Below are 16,864 nucleotides of genomic sequence, written 5' to 3' on the forward strand. Positions count from 1 at the left end.
ATTAATATTCCAAAAAATATGTGGTTTTGGATTTCATATTGAGCGTTCCTTGTAAGTTTTGGTCGGAAGATGGAATAGTTACCGAAACAACAACCTTATTTGCTAATGTAAGTTGCGATATAGCTTCGCCTTCAACAATATGTGTAAATTCGGTTATTACAGGTGTTGAAACTTCTCCTTGCTCTACGGCAGTACCAGTTGTATAGGTAGTATTGTTTTCTTCGCTTAAAAACTCAAAGTCAACTTGAAAACTTCGCGGAATAGAATTTGTAAATTTGAAATAAAAATCAGCGCGTTTTAAACTCTCTTGTAAAGTGCTATCGTCCAAAAATTTAATTTCGGTTGTATCCCGCAATGTTAGAATGGGTGTACCATTAATTGTATCATAAAAGTCACGTGCCTGTAGATTGAAATAGATTAAATCTAATTCCATTATTGGAGATAATGAAATATCTTCAGCTTGATCGAAATCGGTATCTTTAACGCACGCTGTAAAAAAAAGGCATAAAAAAAGAGTGGAAATCGATATTGCTAGCGTTCTTATCATGAGTTTCTTTTGGGTACTTATGCATAACGCCTTAAAAATTAAATTATTACTAGAGATAGTCCTTAATTTCAGATAGTTCTTTAACGGCAATAAAAGGTTTATTTACTGTTTCATTTCGATAGTTATAAAACAATGTATGCATTCCAGCATTTTGTGCACCTAGGATATCGGCTTCAAAACTATCTCCAATCATTATGCTTTTGTCGGGAGTAACAGAAGCTTTTTCCATGGCGGTATAAAAAACAGTTGGATGTGGCTTTTTTAATCCAACTTCTTCCGATGTAGTTATAGTTGCGAAGTATTTTTTTATACCGCTATTATTTATTTTTTTACGTTGAACTTCTTCAAAGCCATTGGTTATAATATGAAGTGTATATTTTTCTGAAAGATAATCCAAAGTTTCAAAGGTATTGCTAAACAAGTAATTGTCTCCAGGCAACTCATCTATATAACTATTCGCGAGTGAGTCAAGTAAATCTATGGTATAATCGAATGTTAATACATCAAATGTTTTTGACAATCTCCCTCTTCTGAGTTCTTGTTTTGTCACGCGTTCTTCACGAAACTTTCTCCAATACTCAAGATTAATCGGTTCGTAAACTTTTAAAAAATCGGGAAGTGGAATTTCTATTTTATGCTTTCTAAAAACACGTTGGAATGCCAATCCAGAGTTTTTATCGAAATCCCAAAGTGTGTGGTCGAGATCAAAAAATACATCCGTTATTTTATTATTGAGCATATTCTTGTAGTTTTTCTGAAAATATTTTACGCCATACCTTTTTATTATCTAAGGCAGAAAAGTCTTTGTTAGAGAAAGTCATTGTAAAAGTTCCATTAACATTATCTACCGCTTTAAGCATTGTAGATACTGTTTTATCAATATCTGAAGCGTATTTCTTGTTGAATGCCAATGTAGTCATTGCTGATGGATGAATAATTAATGGAGTTTTAATTTCATAATCCAAATCATAAAAAAGAAAAGGGGTACAAGTCCCTGCTCTAAACCCAACAGTGTCACGAAAAACCATAGTGAAATCTCGTTTTACTTCAAGTTCTACTAAGTATCTATATAAATCAGGAAGATTTACAAGATACTCTGAGTTCATCGAACTAGTTAGTGCGCGATTTGTAATTTCTTGCATCCTTCTTTTTTCATCTTTCAACATTTCATAATTACCCAACGCATTGAACGAGAACATTAAACCAACTTCCTTATAGTCTGAAACATACTTTATAAGGAGCTTAAACTTTTGTCGATGCGTGTTCATACTTTCGTTAAAAGACAAAGCGTCTCCTAGCATAAAAAAAACTGTAAGTTTAAAATTACTTCTCGTAGATTTATTCACCATCCACTTAAAAGTATCTAGAGGATCTCGCTTAACCCCTAAAATTACTTGGGTACGTAATATGATATCTCTAAATTTTGCTCGAAAAAAGCTATCTAAATACCCCACAACTGTTCGGAATAAACCTTTTTGTTTATAGGCAAATGTTTGCGACGCTTCAATTACTGGGTGAATAACAATTTTCTTTTCGGGGAATTCCATTTTTGGAAAAGCCTCCAACAGTTGATCTTTAAATTTATATGCCCAGATATCGACAATTGGTTGCTGCAAAAAACCTTCTTTATACGCCAAACTTTCCGAGGCCATAAAACGTCCTAATTCATCTTTTACATGTGGGAGGTATTCTTCATAGCGAGTAATCATATAAAAGCTAGCCGAAAAAATATCAAAGGGTAAAGAACTTAGGTTTGAGACTGCAAAAAACCCAAAAGTATCATCCCATTTTTTAACCGTAATATCGGTAGCTTCAATCCCTTGTTGTTCTAATAGTCCGTGACTTTGGAAAAAAAGTTCATTCCCCATTGGTTTTTTTCCATATGAAATTTTAGGGCCATGATGTGCAATAAATTCCTCAATTCCTGAAGTGAATGTAGTATCAATACCTAATATCCGCAAACATATATGCTTGAATATATAAGAAATTCTAGGAGTTACTTTTTTAGTGTAGATTAACAACATAGTGCGTTAAAGCATATTTTCATCGGCAAAGCTAAAATACGCTTTTTCAGTAATTATAAGGTGATCTAGCACCTTAATGTCTAAGCTTTCTCCAGCAACTTTGAGTTTTTTTGTTAATTGTATATCTGCGTGACTTGGTTTTAGAGTGCCCGAAGGGTGATTATGGGCCATAATTATTCCTACAGCTCCTATTTGCAGAGCTTCCTTGAATGCCAAACGAATATCAACCACAGTACCTGTAATACCACCCTTACTCAGCTGGACGCTTTTTATTATTTTGTTTGAATTATTTAAGTAAAGAATCCAAAACTCCTCGTGAGGGAGTTCCCCAATTATTGGTTGAACATACTCAAAAACTGATTTACTTGAAGTAATCTTTTTTCTTTCTAATGCCTCACCTGTTCTTCTTCGTCTGCCCAATTCCATTGCAGCAGTAATTGAAACTGCTTTAGCCTCACCTATCCCTTTAAACTCTGTTAAATCGGATATTGAAAGCCTTCCTAATTCGCTTAAGTTATTGTTTACCGAAGCAAGTATTCGCTGACTTAAAGACACAGCACTTTCGTTTCGGCTACCAGATCCAATTAATATTGCAATAAGCTCTGCATCGCTCAGAGCTATTCTACCTTTCAACAACAACTTCTCACGAGGGCGATCGTCTTCGTTCCAGTTTTTTATAGAAAATGAATGGTTTTCCTCCATAATACTGTAATTAACTCTTTAAAGATAGTGATGAAAAATGAGAAAGCGAAAACTAAAAAAAATTAATATACTGATAGTCAACACTTAAAGCTATGCCCAAAAAACTAAGCGCTGAAATAAATTTTGATTTGTATTTCAGAATTATTGTTACCAAGTAAACTTCTCACTTTTCACTATTTTCGATCTCATCAGGAAGATTTTCAGTGGTATTATTGGTATAATCTACTAAGCTTTAATTATTTAAAATAAGAACGATAAATCACTTCTTAACATACATCAATGCACAGTAGAATTATGAGCCGTAATTTTATCTTAAATAATCACGTTTAACCTAAAAAAATATAAAAAGATGAAAACAAACTGGAAATTAGACCCGACTCACTCAGAAATAGAATTCAAAGTTAAACATATGATGATTTCAACTGTAACTGGTAGCTTTAAAGTATTTGATGCTACTGCAGAAACAGAAGAAGATTCATTTAAAAATGCTGAATTCGCTTTTAATGCAAAAGTTGACTCAATTAGCACCAAAAATGAGGATAGAGACACGCATTTAAAGTCGGATGATTTTTTTAATGCTGAGCAATTCCCACAACTTACATTTAAGTCTAAGTCATTTGACGGTGAAAAAATGGTTGGGGACTTAACCATTAGAGATGTAACAAAAGCAATCACTCTTGACGTAGACTTCAATGGTATAGCTGTAGACCCATACGGGCAAACTAAAGCTGGATTAGAAGCAACAGGAACAATAAACCGTAAGGACTTCAATTTAAGCTGGAGCGCAGTTACTGAAGCAGGTAATATTGTAGTGAGTGATAAAGTAAAATTAATCGCTAACCTTCAGTTTATCAAACAATAATAATAACACTTTAGTTTTTATTTTAAAGGTCGGTAGATTAATGCTTCAAAATCGTTCAATCGATCTGAAACTTTCTATCGACTTTTACTTTTTAATTTAAATCCTCGAAAATATGAAAACAAAATCAGTAGAATTTACAGCTAGCCCAAGAGAGCCGCATTTTGTTGGAGATGGTTTTAGGGTACATAATTTTATTCCTAGCGGTTTTCGTTTAGACATGCATCGAATGAATCCTTTTATAATGTTGGATTATAATTCACCTTATAACTTCCCACCGTCTGATAAACCAAAAGGGGTTGGTGTACATCCACATAAAGGCTTTGAAACTGTAACTATAGCGTATAAGGGTAAAGTTGCGCATCACGATAGCAGTGGCGGTGGTGGTGTGATTGGTGAAGGTGATGTACAGTGGATGACAGCAGCTAGTGGAGTTTTACATAAAGAATATCACGAAGAAGAATGGAGTAAAAAAGGTGGTGAATTTCAAATGGTACAACTATGGGTGAATCTACCTGCAAAGGACAAAAAATCTAACCCAAAATATCAAGCGATAAAAAATCAAGATATTCCCCGTTATAATTTATCAAATAACGCAGGAGTAATTGAAGTAATTGCAGGTGAATACCAAGACACAATTGGTTCCGCATCTACTTTTACGCCAGTTCATTTATTTAATGCCAAACTTAAAAAAGACGGAAAAGCTAATTTTAGTTTTCCATCACATTACAACACTGCTTTGCTAGTTTTAGAAGGTAATATAATAGTAAATGGAGAAGAAAAAATAACAACAAATCATTTTGCATTAATGGCAAACGACGGAGAAAACTTCGAAATTGAAGCTACAGAAGATGCATTAGTACTAGTTTTAAGTGGCGAACCAATAAACGAACCTATAGTAGCACAAGGTCCGTTTGTAATGAATAGTAGAGAGGAATTGATTAAAGCTTTTAACGATTTTAACCTTGGTAAGTTTGGATATTTAGAAGACTAGTTAAATCTTCATTTTCTAAAAGTAAATATTTTTAAAAACTATATGTTACAAAAATGAAAGCAGCTATAATAGAAAAATTGGGTGAAACTCCTAAGTACAAGGATTTTCCAACTCCAAAAATTGAAAGTAACAATCAGTTATTGCTAAAAGTAAAGACGGCAGCCGTAAAAAATCTGGACAAAATTCGAGCTAGTGGAAAACACTACGCTAGTCACAAAGAAATGCCTGCTATAGTTGGAATGGATGGCGTTGGGTTTTTAGAAGACGGCACTCGAGTTTATGCACAGGGTATAACTGGGATGATTGCTGAAAAAGCTTTAATTGATAAAGATGGTTATACATTAATTCCTGAAAGCCTCGACTTTAGTACAGCTGCGGCATTGCCAAACGCAGTGTTGGGAGGTGCAATGGCGCTAAAAGTTAGAGGAGAAATCAAGCCTGGATCTACTGTGCTAATAAATGGTGCTACAGGTGTAACTGGACAACTAGCTGTTCAACTTGCAAAATATTACGGTGCAAAAACCATCATTTCTACAGGACGAAATCCTGAGAATTTAGAAAAAACAAAGCGCTTAGGAGCTGATAAAACCGTAAGCCTAAAGCAAGAGGATTCAGCTTTAATTGCCGGAATTCAAAATATCCATAAAGAAACTCCTATCGATTTAGTTATTGATTATCTGTGGGGAAAACCAGTAGAGTTAATAATTACTGCTTTAAAAGGTGGTGGACTTAATAATTTCACCCACAAAACGCGAGTTGTAACTGTAGGTTCGATGGCGGGAGAAAATATAAATTTAGCTTCAGGTATTTTAAGAAGTTCCGCTATTGAAATTTTAGGGTCAGGATTTGGAAGCCTTTCAAAAATAGATTTAGAGAGTTTTCATAAAGAAGTTCTTCCAGAAATGTTCCAGTTAGCTGCAGATGGCAAACTAACAATCGAATTGGTTGAAGGTGATATTAAAGACGTTGAGCGTTTATGGGAACAGAAAATAGATTCAGGCAAACGCCTAGTAATTTCAATTAACCAATAGTTCTAAAGTATTAATTATATGTTGTAATTCACTAACCATCCTGTGATTGCCACAAAAAAGCAGGAAATTTAGTAACTTGATAGACTTTTAACGTTTTTCAAAAACTAACTAATACTTGAAAATTATATTCATCGTTTTTTAAATTCTAATCTAAAATAAACAGCATGAAAAATCAAATTCAATTACCTAGTCTTCCTTATAAGGAGAATGTGCAAAAGAAGATGACCTTACATCTGTTTTTACAAATTATTGGTAAAATTCGTTTAAAAATGACTCCCAGAAAAAATCACTGGTGGTATATTACAGAATATATAGAAACTCGTGGTTTTACAACGGGTCCTATTCCTTATAATTCGGGGATAGATCAGTTTGATATAACAATTAATGTACAAGATCATCAATTAGAAGTTAATACAAGTCGAGGAGAATATGAGCACTTCCCTTTAACCGACAAACTTACGGTCGCAGATTTTTATATAAATTTAAAGGAGATACTTAATAACCTCAACATATCAGTTTCAATAGTAGATAAGCCTTTTGATTTAAATATTAATAAACCATTCTCAAAGATTACGGAATATCATCACTACGAGAAAAAATACACTAAAGATTTATGGAGATCGATGATATGGATAGGCAATGTTTTTAAAGAATTTAGTGGTCGTTTTTATGGTAAATCCTGTCCCGTTCAGCTTTATTGGCATTCTTTCGACCTGGTAGTTACTAGATTCAATGGAAATGAAGCACCACCTATGTCTGCGGAAGCGAGATTATCTGATAAAGATGCTTATTCGCATGAATGTATAAGCTTTGGCTTTTGGGGAGGCGACGAAAATGTTCCAGAACCTGCATTTTACTCTTATACCTATCCATCTCCAAAAGGGATTGACAAGGAAGAAATATCACCCAAATCTGCCGAATGGATTGAAAGTAATGGCAGTCCGATGGCACTTTTAAAGTATGAAGCTTTGTTGAAATCAGACAACCCTAGAAAAGATTAACTTGACTTTCTAGAGACAACTTATCAAGCAGGAGCTAAAAAAGCTAATTGGGATATTGAGAAATTTAAAGTTCCTGAGTTAGATAAATTATAATTAGTAATTTATATTTAGGAGCACTTAAAACAAAAATAGAAGACAAAAATGAATGATAAGTTTGGTGGAAAGGATATGCCTAGCAACTTGTATTTGCAAGTGTAGATTACGCTCGTTAGAACTACTTAAAAATTATCCCACCTCGTCCATCGACAAAATTGAGATTTGATAGAAATGAGAGTTTAAGAGATGTCTTGGCTTAAAGTTAAATAATAAATTCATTTAAAAAATAAAATAAATTATGTCTAACACCGAATTAATTATAGAAGAACGCGCTGCCGATATAGGAAACTTTATGGTTGGACGTTTATTGCCTTTCAGACAAAAACGATCTGTAGGGCCATTTACATTTATAGACCATATGGGACCTGCAACGATGACTAAGAACCAAAATCTTGATGTTGCTCCCCACCCTCATATAGGCTTATCAACCCTAACCTATTTGTTTGAAGGATCTATACAACATAAAGACAGCCTAGGTTCCGATATCGAAATTAAGCCTGGAGCTGTAAACTGGATGACTGCTGGTAAAGGAGTGGTTCATTCTGAAAGAACACCTGATTATTTAAGAAATACCGAAAAAACCTTACACGGACTTCAGATTTGGGTAGCCTTACCAAAGCATTTAGAACATTCAGAGCCTACTTTTTTTCATATAAAAGAAGAAGATATTCCTCAATGGAAAGAACAAGGCGCAGAATTTAAACTAATTGCTGGTAAAGCTTTTGACAAAACCTCGCCAGTTCCTGTACACAGTGAGTTGTACTTTATCGAAATAAAAAGCACAGATAAACAACAAATCACCATTGGAGAAGATCTTTATGGAGAAAGTGCTTTATATATCTTGGAAGGCAGTATCAATGCCGACGGTTACAATTACGAGCCTAAGCAAATTCTAGTTGCCAAGGATAGTACATTGTGTTCCTTTGAAATGGAACCGAATACTACAGTTTATATTTTTGGAGGAGTACCTTTTGAGGAGGAACGATATATCCACTGGAATTTTGTGAACTCGGACAAGGATGTTATTGAAAAAGCTAAGAAAGATTGGAAAGAGCAAAATCTAGATGCTTTTCCAAAAGTGGTTGGAGATGAAGACGAGTATGTTCCACTTCCAGAGCCACGCAGGTTATGAAAACTGGGAGATTAGAGGCCTTTAGCGACGGCGTATTAGCCATAATAATTACTATTATGGTTTTAGGTATGAGTGCTCCTGAAGGTTATACTTTTGATGCTTTAAAGCCTATACTACCTGTATTTCTTACTTATGTATTAAGCTTTGTATATGTAGGGATTTATTGGAATAATCACCATCATCTTTTACAAGCGGTGAATAGAGTAAACGGCAAAATTTTATGGGCCAACCTTAACTTATTGTTTTGGCTTTCGCTTTTCCCATTTGCCACAGATTGGATGGGTAAAAACCATTTTGAAGCAAATCCGACGGCAATTTACGGTGTAGTATTATTTATGGCTGCTGTAGCCTTCAAAATAATGGTATACTGTGTAATCCTTAGCGAAGGTAAAGATTCGAACATAGGTAAGGTTTATAGCAAAGACAAAAGAATGAATCTATCACTTTTATTATACTTTACAGGCGTTGTTTTTTCTTTCTTTTTCCCAATCATTAGCTTATTGATATACTTAGGAGTTGCCTTGATGTGGATAGTGCCCGACCCGAGAATTGAAAGAACCCTAAAGGATTAATACTATGACTACAAAAGAGTATACAAATGGAGAAGTAATCATTTTATGGAAAGCGGAAAAATGCATCCACTCAGGTATATGTGTAAAAACATTACCAAAAGTTTACAATCCTAAAGATAGGCCTTGGGTAAAACCAGAAAATGCGACATCAGCAGAGTTAATTAATCAAGTTTCTAAATGCCCATCTGGAGCTTTAAGTATAAAACAATAAGTCAAATTTGAATAATAAAAAGTATTAATAAAATCGATTTTAACTTGCTTTAACCTCTAGGCAGTATTATAAAATGAAAAAGCTATACTCAAATTCAATTTTATTTGAATTGATGTATAGCTTTTTACTCTATTAGTGACCGCGGAGGGATTCAAACCCCCAACCCTCAGAGCCGAAATCTGATGCGCTATTCAGTTGCGCCACGCGGCCATTAACATTGTTTAAACACGAAATATTTTTTTCTTATAAATTCATATCGATCACAGCCGAAATCTGATGCGCCCCGCCCGAACGTGCCTAACGACAGTTCGGCTCGGGCGGGTATTCAGTTGCGCCACGCGGCCATTAACATTGTTTAAACACGAAATATTTTTTTCTTATAAATTCATATCGATCACAGTCGAAATCTGATGCGCCCCACCCGAACGTGCCTAACGACAGTTCGGCTCGGGCGGGTATTCAGTTGCGCCACGCGGCCAATAAAGTTTTCAAAAATATCTTCTTTTCAAGAATTAATAAATTCTAAACTAGGAGGACAATCTTGATTTTACAACTGTCGATATCGTTTTGCCATCTGCTTTTCCTGCCAATTTTCCACTAGCAATGCCCATAACTTTTCCCATATCTGCCATTGAAGAAGCTCCAGTTTCTGCGATAATTTCATCTACTATTTTGCTTACTTCTTCAACACTTAGTTGCTTTGGCAAAAATTGCTCGATTACTTTAGCTTGAAGCAATTCTGGTTCAGCAAGATCCTCACGCCCTTGTTCGTTATAAATGGCTGCACTATCTTTTCTTTGCTTTACTTGCTTTTGAAGAATTTTAATTCCTTCTTCTTCAGATATCTCTTGTTTTGAACCTGTTTCAGTTTGAGCTAGAAGCAATGCTGATTTAACAGATCGCAAAGCTTCCAATGATTGAGTGTCCTTTGATTTCATAGCGGCTTTCATAGCCTCCATCACCTTATCTTGTAAACTCATAATAGTGTTTTTTTGTATGCACGAAGATACTTATTTAAGCTGAAATTTATCTGCTTAAAGATTGACTTTTTTTAATCTTAAATACCATAAATCAAAAAGGTCCGAAACCAATTAAGATTTCGAACCTCTACTTTAAGTGGGGAGAAATATTCACTTAATTAATCTACATTATCGTGTAAAAATGAGTTGTTTCTACGCAATTCAATCTCATCATCTTCTATATTCACAGAAGTTCTAGAAATTGTTGATTCTTTATTGGTATCATTAAGATCTATGCCCATACGCTTATAAGCGGGTTGTTTTTCAATTTCATCAATACGTGAAGGACTGTTCTTAAACTTGTAATTAAACTCTTTCATTTTGCGCTTTCGCTCTTCTGTACGATCGCTTAGTATCTTTGAAATAGGAGAGTTTAACGGGTCTTCAATTTCATTACTTTCGCTATCATCTGGAGATTGCTCAGTTACTGTTTTTTTATCAAATTCAATTTCATTTTCTTCAACAGCTTCTGCCTTATTGTTTGATGGTTTTGCATTATTTAAAGTGTTTTCAACCTCTTGATAATCATCAAGACTATACCTCTTAATTCCATCGTCAGAAACTTCCGTTACAGGCACAACTTCTACGTGGTCTTCCACCTCTATTTCTTCGAGATTGAAAATTGTTTTTTCTTCTCTGTTATTCGTTTCTGCTGGCTTTCTTTCAACAGGTTTTATAGGTAGATCAAACATTAATATTTGATCGTCGTTGTCTTCAACTCCTGTCTTAGACTGTCTAACTTCTTTCGCAGTATTTTTTGCTGAAGCCTCAACAATAACAAATTCGTTTACATTAATTTTATCTACTTCTACTTGATCAAACTCTTCAATTCTTTCAGCTTTTACCTCTTGATATGAAACCGGTAAATTCTTTAGAAGCTCTGAAGTATTTATATATCCTTGAAACGATGGTTTTTGTTCAATTTCATCATCGTCAAAAAGCGTGTGTTTAACCACAGGGGCTTCAGCTTTTGGCTGAGCACTGATAGGATTTTCCGGCAACCTTACAGGTCCAGAAGTAGCTTTTGGTGTAAGGTTTTGCTCCGCTTTTTGATCATCTCCAAGCGTGTGGATTATTTTTTTTGTTTCGGTATTTACAATTTCATTTTGTTGTTCAAAATTAAATCCTGTGGCGATTACAGTAATAGAAATCGATCCTTCTAAGCTTTCATCTTCACCAACACCCATTATAATATTGGCGCTGTGTCCAGCTTCATTTTGAATGTGATCACTGATTTCTCCTATCTCATCGATGGTAATCTCGTCGGATCCGGAAACGATAAGCAGCAATACATTTTTGGCACCTTTAATTTTATTATCGTTAAGTAATGGAGAATCTAGTGCTCTTCCTATACCTTCTTTTGCTCTATTTGCACCAGATGCAGTAGCACTACCCATGATAGCTGTTCCACTATTAGAAAGAACTGTTTTAGCATCTCTAAGGTCAATGTTTTGAGTGTAGTGATGTGTTATAACTTCGGCTATACCACGAGCAGCGGTGGCCAAGACTTCATCAGCTTTAGAGAAACCAGCTTTAAAGCCTAAGTTCCCATAAACTTCACGGAGTTTATTATTATTAATTACCACTAATGAATCTACATTTTGACGTAGTTTTTCTACTCCAATTTGAGCTTGTTCATTTCTTGTTTTACCTTCAAATTGGAAGGGGATGGTGACAATACCCACAGTAAGTATATCCATATCCTTTGCCATTTTAGCGATAATTGGAGCGGCACCGGTCCCGGTACCTCCACCCATCCCAGCGGTTATGAATATCATTTTGGTATTTGTAGTTAGCATAGTTTTAATTTCTTCCATACTTTCTACTGCAGATTGTTCACCAACCATCGGATTTGCTCCCGCACCTAGACCTTCAGTTAAGGAAACCCCTAATTGAATTTTAATGGGCACTGGGCTATTTTCTAATGCCTGTGCATCTGTATTACAGATCACGAAATCTACTCCCTTTATGCCCTGGCTAAACATATGGTTAATTGCATTACTACCTCCACCACCAACGCCAATAACTTTAATCACATTTGATTGGTTTTTTGGCAAGTCGAATGAAATGTTCTCAAATTCTGTGTTGCTGCTCATATTTTTGTTTTTAATTGCAATTTTTATTTTTCTTCTCTTTTTTTCTTTTATTACTCTGCGTTATCGAGGAACTCTTTAAATTTTTCGGCCCATTTATCAAAAATACCTCGACCACGTCTAGTTCCTTTTTTTTCTTCTTCTTCTACTTCTTCTCTTTCAATTTCTACTTCAGGTTGCTGAACCGTTTCTTGTTTTTCAGTCTCTTTAACTTCCTCTTCCGTTGGGAAAGTTCTCATCAATGATGATTTTTCCTTGCTTTCAAGACTATTCATCACTAGTCCAACTGCTGTTGCATACATCGGACTGGTAGTTTCAGGGTCGCTATCTCCAGCCAAATGTTCGTTTGGATATCCAATTCGTGTATCCATACCTGTTGCATACTCTACAAGCTGTTTAATATGTTGAAGCTGAGCTCCCCCACCTGTTAATACAATACCTGCAATTAGTTTCTTTTTCTGCTCTTCATGCCCGTAGTTTTTTATCTCGATATACGCTTGCTCAATGATCTCCATAACTCGAGCGTGAATAATTTTTGAAAGGTTTTTTAAGCTAATTTCTTTTGGCTCTCTTCCTCTTAATCCTGGGATTGAAACAATTTCATTGTCTTTATTCTCTCCAGGCCAAGCAGATCCAAATTTTATTTTAAGAAGTTCAGCTTGTTTCTCTATAATCGAACAACCTTCTTTAATATCGTCTGTGATTACATTACCCCCAAAAGGAATTACTGCCGTGTGACGAATAATTCCATCTTTAAATATCGCTAAGTCAGTTGTACCACCTCCTATATCGATTAGTGCAACTCCAGCTTCTTTTTCTTCTTGGCTTAATACAGCTCTTGCTGAGGCTAAGGGTTCTAGGGTGATGGCTGATAGCTCTAACCCTGCACTTTTTATACAACGCCCAACATTTCTAATTGAAGAAACCTGCCCTACAACTACGTGAAAGTTTGCTTCTAATCGCGCACCATACATCCCAATAGGCTCTTTAATTTCTGCCTGTCCATCAACTTTATAATCCTGTGGTAATACATGTAAAATTTCTTCCCCAGGAAGCATTACAAGCTTATGAACTTGGTTACATAAAGCATCAATATCCTCATCTTTAATTACCTCTTCTCCATCTGGTCTAGTAATGTAATCGCTATGCTGAAGGCTTCTAATATGTTGTCCTGCGATACCAACAACAACATCCTTAATCTTCATTCCTGAAGAAGTTTCTGCATCTTGCACCGCCTGTTGAATGGATTGAATGGTTTGTGTAATGTTATTTACAACACCACGATGAACGCCAAGACTTTTTGCCTTGCCTATCCCCAACACTTCCATTTTACCATAATCATTTTTTCTACCAATCATAGCTACTATCTTGGTAGTTCCTATATCCAACCCTACAGCAATATTATCGTTTTCCATGGCCTTACTTTTTTGTGGCTATAACTTGACTATCAAATTTCAAGTTCACCTTGTTGTACCCGTATAGCGTACTATCTTTTTTTGTTTTTTTATAAAATGCTTTAAAGTTTTGAAACTTTTTTTCAATGTTCACTGGATGCCCAAAAAAAACATTAAAATTTACTTTTCTCAATTCCAGTTCAATTTCCCCATCTGCCCTTTGATGAACGCCAATAACGCTCCTTTTCATAAGCTCATCCTCCTTTATTTTCAACAATAAGTCGGTAAGTTCAGAGAACTCACTTTCTGAAACACCAGTAATAATAGGCACTCTTGCTGAATACACTTCAGACAACGGCATTACTTTTCCATCTGAATCCAAGTAATAATCTGGTGTAGCAGACACTCTACCAATGGGTTCGCGCTGTTCTATCCTAGCACATAACTTTCCATCAATAGTTACATACACCTGAGCATCGCGAATCATGGGATTTCCTATTAATCTATACTCCATCTCTCTCAAAGCTAAGGCTTCTTTAGATATGTCCGAAACCTTCTGGTAACTTTGTATCAACAATTTATTAACGTTTTCAAAAGTGATAAAAGGGCTGTTACTATCAACAAAAACAACGTCTATTTTGCTAATTTTTCTCGCTTCATTACGCTTTTTTGTAAAGCTAAAAAGGAAGCCAATTAATCCAAGCAAAAGAATAAGTTTTATGTAAATTATACTACGCCTCATCTTGAAATTTTTGGGTTAACTTATTAACTTCGGCACCAATATCTCCAGCACCTACCAACAATTTTACTCTACTATCCGACTGTGATAAAACTTCAGCTAAATCTGATTTTGAAACCAAGGTTTTATGCTGAGAATCAATCTGATTCAACAACCATTCTGAAGTAATTCCTTCAATTGCCTCTTCTCTAGCTGGATAGATATCCAACAACACCACTTCATCAAATTGTGAAAGACTTCTAGCGAAACTTTCTGCAAAATCTCTTGTTCTTGTAAAAAGATGTGGTTGAAAAACAATCTGCTTTCGATTATTTGGATACATTTCTTCTACTGCTTGATACAAAGCATCTATTTCAGTAGGATGATGAGCATAATCATCTATTAAAACAAGTTTATCAGTTTTAATTTTATACGAGAAACGGCGTTTTACCCCTTTAAAACTCGAAATTGCGTTTTTTAGACATGAAACAGATGCCCCAGCTAACAACGCCATTCCCATTGCCATAATAGCATTGGTAAGATTGTGATGTCCTGGCAAATTAAACGTAATATCTTCAATAAGCTCATTTGGTGTTTTCAAATTGAATAGATATGCTCCATTCTTTATTCTTACATTTTGGGCTTCATAATCTGCAGTATTTTGAACCGCAACAGTCATTCCGTTTAAAGGCAAACCTATCTTTATTAGAACGTTTTCTTTCTTTTCAACTAATTCTGCGAAAGTTGTAAATGCATTTTCAATTTCTGAAACGTCTCCATAAATATCTAAATGGTCGGCGTCCATAGAAGTTATGCAAGATATGTCTGGACGAAGTTGAAGAAACGATCGGTCAAACTCATCGGCTTCAACCACTGTAATTTCACTTCCTTTATAAATAAAATTGGAATTGTAATTCTCCGCAATTCCTCCTAAAAATGCTGTTACCGGCATGTTACATGCAGCTAATAAATGTCCTAATATTGCAGAGGTTGTAGTTTTTCCGTGTGTCCCTGCTACAGCTAGACAAAGTGTATTTTTGGATACCTCTCCTAAAAGTTGAGCACGTTTTACAATTTGAAACTCTTCAGAAATAAAATAGTTTAAAATTTTATTGTTCTTAGGAATTGCAGGGGTGTAAACTACCAAAACATTATGCTTTGCCTTCACCTCAGATTGAAGTGCTGAAATTTCATCTGTAAAAGTTACTGGTATCCCTTCTGCAACCAATTCGTCGGTTAAGTCAGTTGAAGTTTTATCGTACCCAAAAACAGCCTTGCCTTGCATTTTGAAATACCGTGCAAGAGCACTCATCCCAATGCCGCCAATACCTACGAAATAAAAGGTGGTTATGTTTTTTAGGTTGTTCATTAATTGTTGTTCTTCAATAATTTTTCAATCTCTTCAACTATTTCTATTGTGGCATTTGGTTTTGCCAATGCCAATATATTTTTTGAAAGCATTTCCTGCTTCTCTATAGAGGAAATCAATTCTGAAAATTCCTTTTCAAAATTTGTATCCAGCTCATTTTCTTTAATTAAAATAGCAGCATTTTTTTCCGAAATTGCCAACGCGTTTTTTGTTTGATGGTCTTCAGCAACATTTGGCGAAGGGATAAATACAACTGGTTTTCCCACCAAACATAATTCTGAAACCGATAGCGCTCCCGCTCTTGAAATAATAAAATCTGAAGCTGCGTAAGCCAAATCCATTCTGTTTAAAAAAGTATGGACTTGTACATTTTCATTTCCTTTGTATCTATAGGTTTCTTCGTAAAATTTCCCGCATTGCCATATAACTTGTAAGTTGATTCTTTCAAAAAAAGGCAATGATTTTTCAATTAATTGATTTATTCTTCTAGCTCCTAAACTACCTCCTAAAACCAAAAGTGTCTTTTTATCCCTATTCAGCTTATAGAAAGCAAGTGCTTCTTCTCTTTTAAAAGAAATATCCAACAAATCTTGTCTTACTGGATTTCCCGTTAACTTTATTTTTTCAGAAGGAAAAAATTTCTCCATTCCTTCATAAGCCACACATATTTTCTGAACTTTACTACTAAGCCATTTATTGGTAATTCCTGCGTGACTATTCTGCTCTTGAATTAAACAAGGTATATTTCGCATTGCAGCCATTCGCAACAGTGGCGCACTTGCATAACCTCCAGTTCCAATTGCAGCATCGGGTTTAAAAGTTTTTAAAATAGACTTTGATTTGATTAAACTTGAAACCAGCTTTAACGGAAAAGCCAAATTTTGCAATGAAAGATTGCGTTGCAATCCAGAAATCCAAAGACCTTTTATTTTATATCCTGCTTGTGGGACTTTTTCCATCTCCATTCTGTCCTGTGCTCCCACAAATAAAAATTCAGCGTCAGGGAAACGAGTCTTTAACTCATTTGCAATAGCAATAGCTGGGTAAATATGCCCCCCAGTACCACCCCCTGATATGATGAATTTTTTGTTTTTCAATTTTT

General features: G+C 35.1%; 17 protein-coding genes and 1 tRNA gene. 7 read left to right on the forward strand and 11 right to left on the reverse strand.

The genetic code is table 11. The features are described 5' to 3' along the window. Nucleotide 1: 1 nt before the first annotated feature. From RT250_RS02100 to radC, 4 genes are read right to left on the reverse strand one after another with little or no spacing between them, the layout of a single operon-like run. Nucleotides 2–547 (reverse strand): hypothetical protein, encoded by a 546-nt coding sequence (locus tag RT250_RS02100; RefSeq protein WP_313111689.1) that lies wholly within the window; start codon nt 545–547, stop codon nt 2–4. A gap of 49 nt (nt 548–596) precedes the next feature. After that, nucleotides 597–1,286 carry a YjjG family noncanonical pyrimidine nucleotidase gene (locus RT250_RS02105; protein ID WP_313111691.1) on the reverse strand — a complete coding sequence of 230 codons (690 nt, stop codon included), beginning with the start codon at nt 1,284–1,286 and terminating at the stop codon, nt 597–599. Further along, nucleotides 1,276–2,571, reverse strand: coding sequence for a DUF7033 domain-containing protein (locus RT250_RS02110; protein ID WP_494337393.1), 1,296 nt, complete (start codon nt 2,569–2,571; stop codon nt 1,276–1,278). Before RT250_RS02110 ends, RT250_RS02105 begins: the two co-directional genes overlap by 11 nt. Nucleotides 2,572–2,577: 6 nt before the next feature. Further along, nucleotides 2,578–3,273: a RadC family protein gene (radC, locus tag RT250_RS02115; RefSeq protein WP_313111694.1), complete on the reverse strand. Its 696-nt coding sequence runs from the start codon at nt 3,271–3,273 to the stop codon at nt 2,578–2,580. Between the two features lie 349 nt (nt 3,274–3,622). Here radC and RT250_RS02120 point away from each other — a divergent pair, with 349 nt between their 5' ends. The 7 genes from RT250_RS02120 (at nt 3,623) to RT250_RS02150 (ending at nt 9,169) form a co-directional block, all read left to right on the forward strand. Further along, nucleotides 3,623–4,135 carry a YceI family protein gene (locus RT250_RS02120; protein WP_313111696.1) on the forward strand — a complete coding sequence of 171 codons (513 nt, stop codon included), beginning with the start codon at nt 3,623–3,625 and terminating at the stop codon, nt 4,133–4,135. 112 nt (nt 4,136–4,247) lie between these two features. Continuing rightward, on the forward strand, nt 4,248–5,126 hold the full coding sequence (locus RT250_RS02125) for a pirin family protein (protein ID WP_313111697.1): 879 nt from the start codon (nt 4,248–4,250) through the stop codon (nt 5,124–5,126). A 53-nt stretch (nt 5,127–5,179) separates the two neighbouring features. Further along, entirely contained in the window at nt 5,180–6,157 is a 978-nt protein-coding gene (locus RT250_RS02130) for a quinone oxidoreductase family protein (protein WP_313111699.1), read from the forward strand. 164 nt (nt 6,158–6,321) lie between these two features. Then, nucleotides 6,322–7,158, forward strand: coding sequence for a DUF5996 family protein (locus RT250_RS02135; protein ID WP_313111701.1), 837 nt, complete (start codon nt 6,322–6,324; stop codon nt 7,156–7,158). 334 nt (nt 7,159–7,492) lie between these two features. Then, nucleotides 7,493–8,386, forward strand: a complete 894-nt coding sequence (locus RT250_RS02140) for a pirin family protein (RefSeq protein ID WP_313111703.1) — start codon at nt 7,493–7,495, stop codon at nt 8,384–8,386. Beyond that, the gene (locus RT250_RS02145) at nt 8,383–8,958 is read left to right on the forward strand and encodes a TMEM175 family protein (protein ID WP_313111705.1); all 576 of its coding nucleotides are present in this window, start codon (nt 8,383–8,385) and stop codon (nt 8,956–8,958) included. Before RT250_RS02140 ends, RT250_RS02145 begins: the two co-directional genes overlap by 4 nt. A gap of 4 nt (nt 8,959–8,962) precedes the next feature. Continuing rightward, nucleotides 8,963–9,169, forward strand: coding sequence for a (4Fe-4S)-binding protein (locus tag RT250_RS02150; RefSeq protein WP_313111707.1), 207 nt, complete (start codon nt 8,963–8,965; stop codon nt 9,167–9,169). 136 nt (nt 9,170–9,305) lie between these two features. On the opposite strand, the gene RT250_RS02155 is transcribed toward RT250_RS02150, so the two are convergent. The 7 genes from RT250_RS02155 to murG form a co-directional block, all read right to left on the reverse strand. Then, nucleotides 9,306–9,379, reverse strand: a tRNA-Arg gene (locus RT250_RS02155). 317 nt (nt 9,380–9,696) lie between these two features. Next, a complete protein-coding gene (locus RT250_RS02160) occupies nt 9,697–10,149 on the reverse strand; it encodes a GatB/YqeY domain-containing protein (protein WP_313111709.1) in 453 nt (150 codons plus the stop codon). A 158-nt stretch (nt 10,150–10,307) separates the two neighbouring features. Beyond that, the gene (gene ftsZ / locus RT250_RS02165; protein ID WP_313111710.1) at nt 10,308–12,284 is read right to left on the reverse strand and encodes a cell division protein FtsZ; all 1,977 of its coding nucleotides are present in this window, start codon (nt 12,282–12,284) and stop codon (nt 10,308–10,310) included. A 50-nt stretch (nt 12,285–12,334) separates the two neighbouring features. Further along, complete coding sequence (ftsA, locus tag RT250_RS02170) at nt 12,335–13,696, reverse strand: cell division protein FtsA (protein ID WP_313111712.1); 1,362 nt, start codon at nt 13,694–13,696, stop codon at nt 12,335–12,337. 4 nt (nt 13,697–13,700) lie between these two features. Beyond that, on the reverse strand, nt 13,701–14,417 hold the full coding sequence (locus RT250_RS02175) for a cell division protein FtsQ/DivIB (protein WP_313111714.1): 717 nt from the start codon (nt 14,415–14,417) through the stop codon (nt 13,701–13,703). Continuing rightward, entirely contained in the window at nt 14,407–15,762 is a 1,356-nt protein-coding gene (gene murC, locus RT250_RS02180; RefSeq protein ID WP_313111716.1) for a UDP-N-acetylmuramate--L-alanine ligase, read from the reverse strand. Before murC ends, RT250_RS02175 begins: the two co-directional genes overlap by 11 nt. Further along, complete coding sequence (gene murG / locus RT250_RS02185) at nt 15,762–16,859, reverse strand: undecaprenyldiphospho-muramoylpentapeptide beta-N-acetylglucosaminyltransferase (protein ID WP_313111718.1); 1,098 nt, start codon at nt 16,857–16,859, stop codon at nt 15,762–15,764. Before murG ends, murC begins: the two co-directional genes overlap by 1 nt. Nucleotides 16,860–16,864 lie beyond the last annotated feature (5 nt).

It is taken from the genome of Aequorivita sediminis, from assembly GCF_032080575.2.
GTDB classification, from domain to species: Bacteria; Bacteroidota; Bacteroidia; order Flavobacteriales; family Flavobacteriaceae; genus Aequorivita; species Aequorivita sediminis.

What these genes read in the sequence shown, in the direction of transcription:
- murC (WP_313111716.1), bottom strand. Translation starts at nt 15,762, where the DNA reads ATGAACAACCTAAAAAACATAACCACCTTTTATTTCGTAGGTATTGGC.
- RT250_RS02160 (WP_313111709.1), bottom strand. Translation starts at nt 10,149, where the DNA reads ATGAGTTTACAAGATAAGGTGATGGAGGCTATGAAAGCCGCTATGAAA.
- RT250_RS02145 (WP_313111705.1), top strand. Translation starts at nt 8,383, where the DNA reads ATGAAAACTGGGAGATTAGAGGCCTTTAGCGACGGCGTATTAGCCATA.
- RT250_RS02110 (WP_494337393.1), bottom strand. Translation starts at nt 2,571, where the DNA reads ATGTTGTTAATCTACACTAAAAAAGTAACTCCTAGAATTTCTTATATA.
- RT250_RS02135 (WP_313111701.1), top strand. Translation starts at nt 6,322, where the DNA reads ATGAAAAATCAAATTCAATTACCTAGTCTTCCTTATAAGGAGAATGTG.
- RT250_RS02175 (WP_313111714.1), bottom strand. Translation starts at nt 14,417, where the DNA reads ATGAGGCGTAGTATAATTTACATAAAACTTATTCTTTTGCTTGGATTA.
- RT250_RS02150 (WP_313111707.1), top strand. Translation starts at nt 8,963, where the DNA reads ATGACTACAAAAGAGTATACAAATGGAGAAGTAATCATTTTATGGAAA.
- RT250_RS02105 (WP_313111691.1), bottom strand. Translation starts at nt 1,286, where the DNA reads ATGCTCAATAATAAAATAACGGATGTATTTTTTGATCTCGACCACACA.
- RT250_RS02100 (WP_313111689.1), bottom strand. Translation starts at nt 547, where the DNA reads ATGATAAGAACGCTAGCAATATCGATTTCCACTCTTTTTTTATGCCTT.
- radC (WP_313111694.1), bottom strand. Translation starts at nt 3,273, where the DNA reads ATGGAGGAAAACCATTCATTTTCTATAAAAAACTGGAACGAAGACGAT.
- ftsA (WP_313111712.1), bottom strand. Translation starts at nt 13,696, where the DNA reads ATGGAAAACGATAATATTGCTGTAGGGTTGGATATAGGAACTACCAAG.
- RT250_RS02130 (WP_313111699.1), top strand. Translation starts at nt 5,180, where the DNA reads ATGAAAGCAGCTATAATAGAAAAATTGGGTGAAACTCCTAAGTACAAG.
- ftsZ (WP_313111710.1), bottom strand. Translation starts at nt 12,284, where the DNA reads ATGAGCAGCAACACAGAATTTGAGAACATTTCATTCGACTTGCCAAAA.
- RT250_RS02140 (WP_313111703.1), top strand. Translation starts at nt 7,493, where the DNA reads ATGTCTAACACCGAATTAATTATAGAAGAACGCGCTGCCGATATAGGA.
- RT250_RS02120 (WP_313111696.1), top strand. Translation starts at nt 3,623, where the DNA reads ATGAAAACAAACTGGAAATTAGACCCGACTCACTCAGAAATAGAATTC.
- RT250_RS02125 (WP_313111697.1), top strand. Translation starts at nt 4,248, where the DNA reads ATGAAAACAAAATCAGTAGAATTTACAGCTAGCCCAAGAGAGCCGCAT.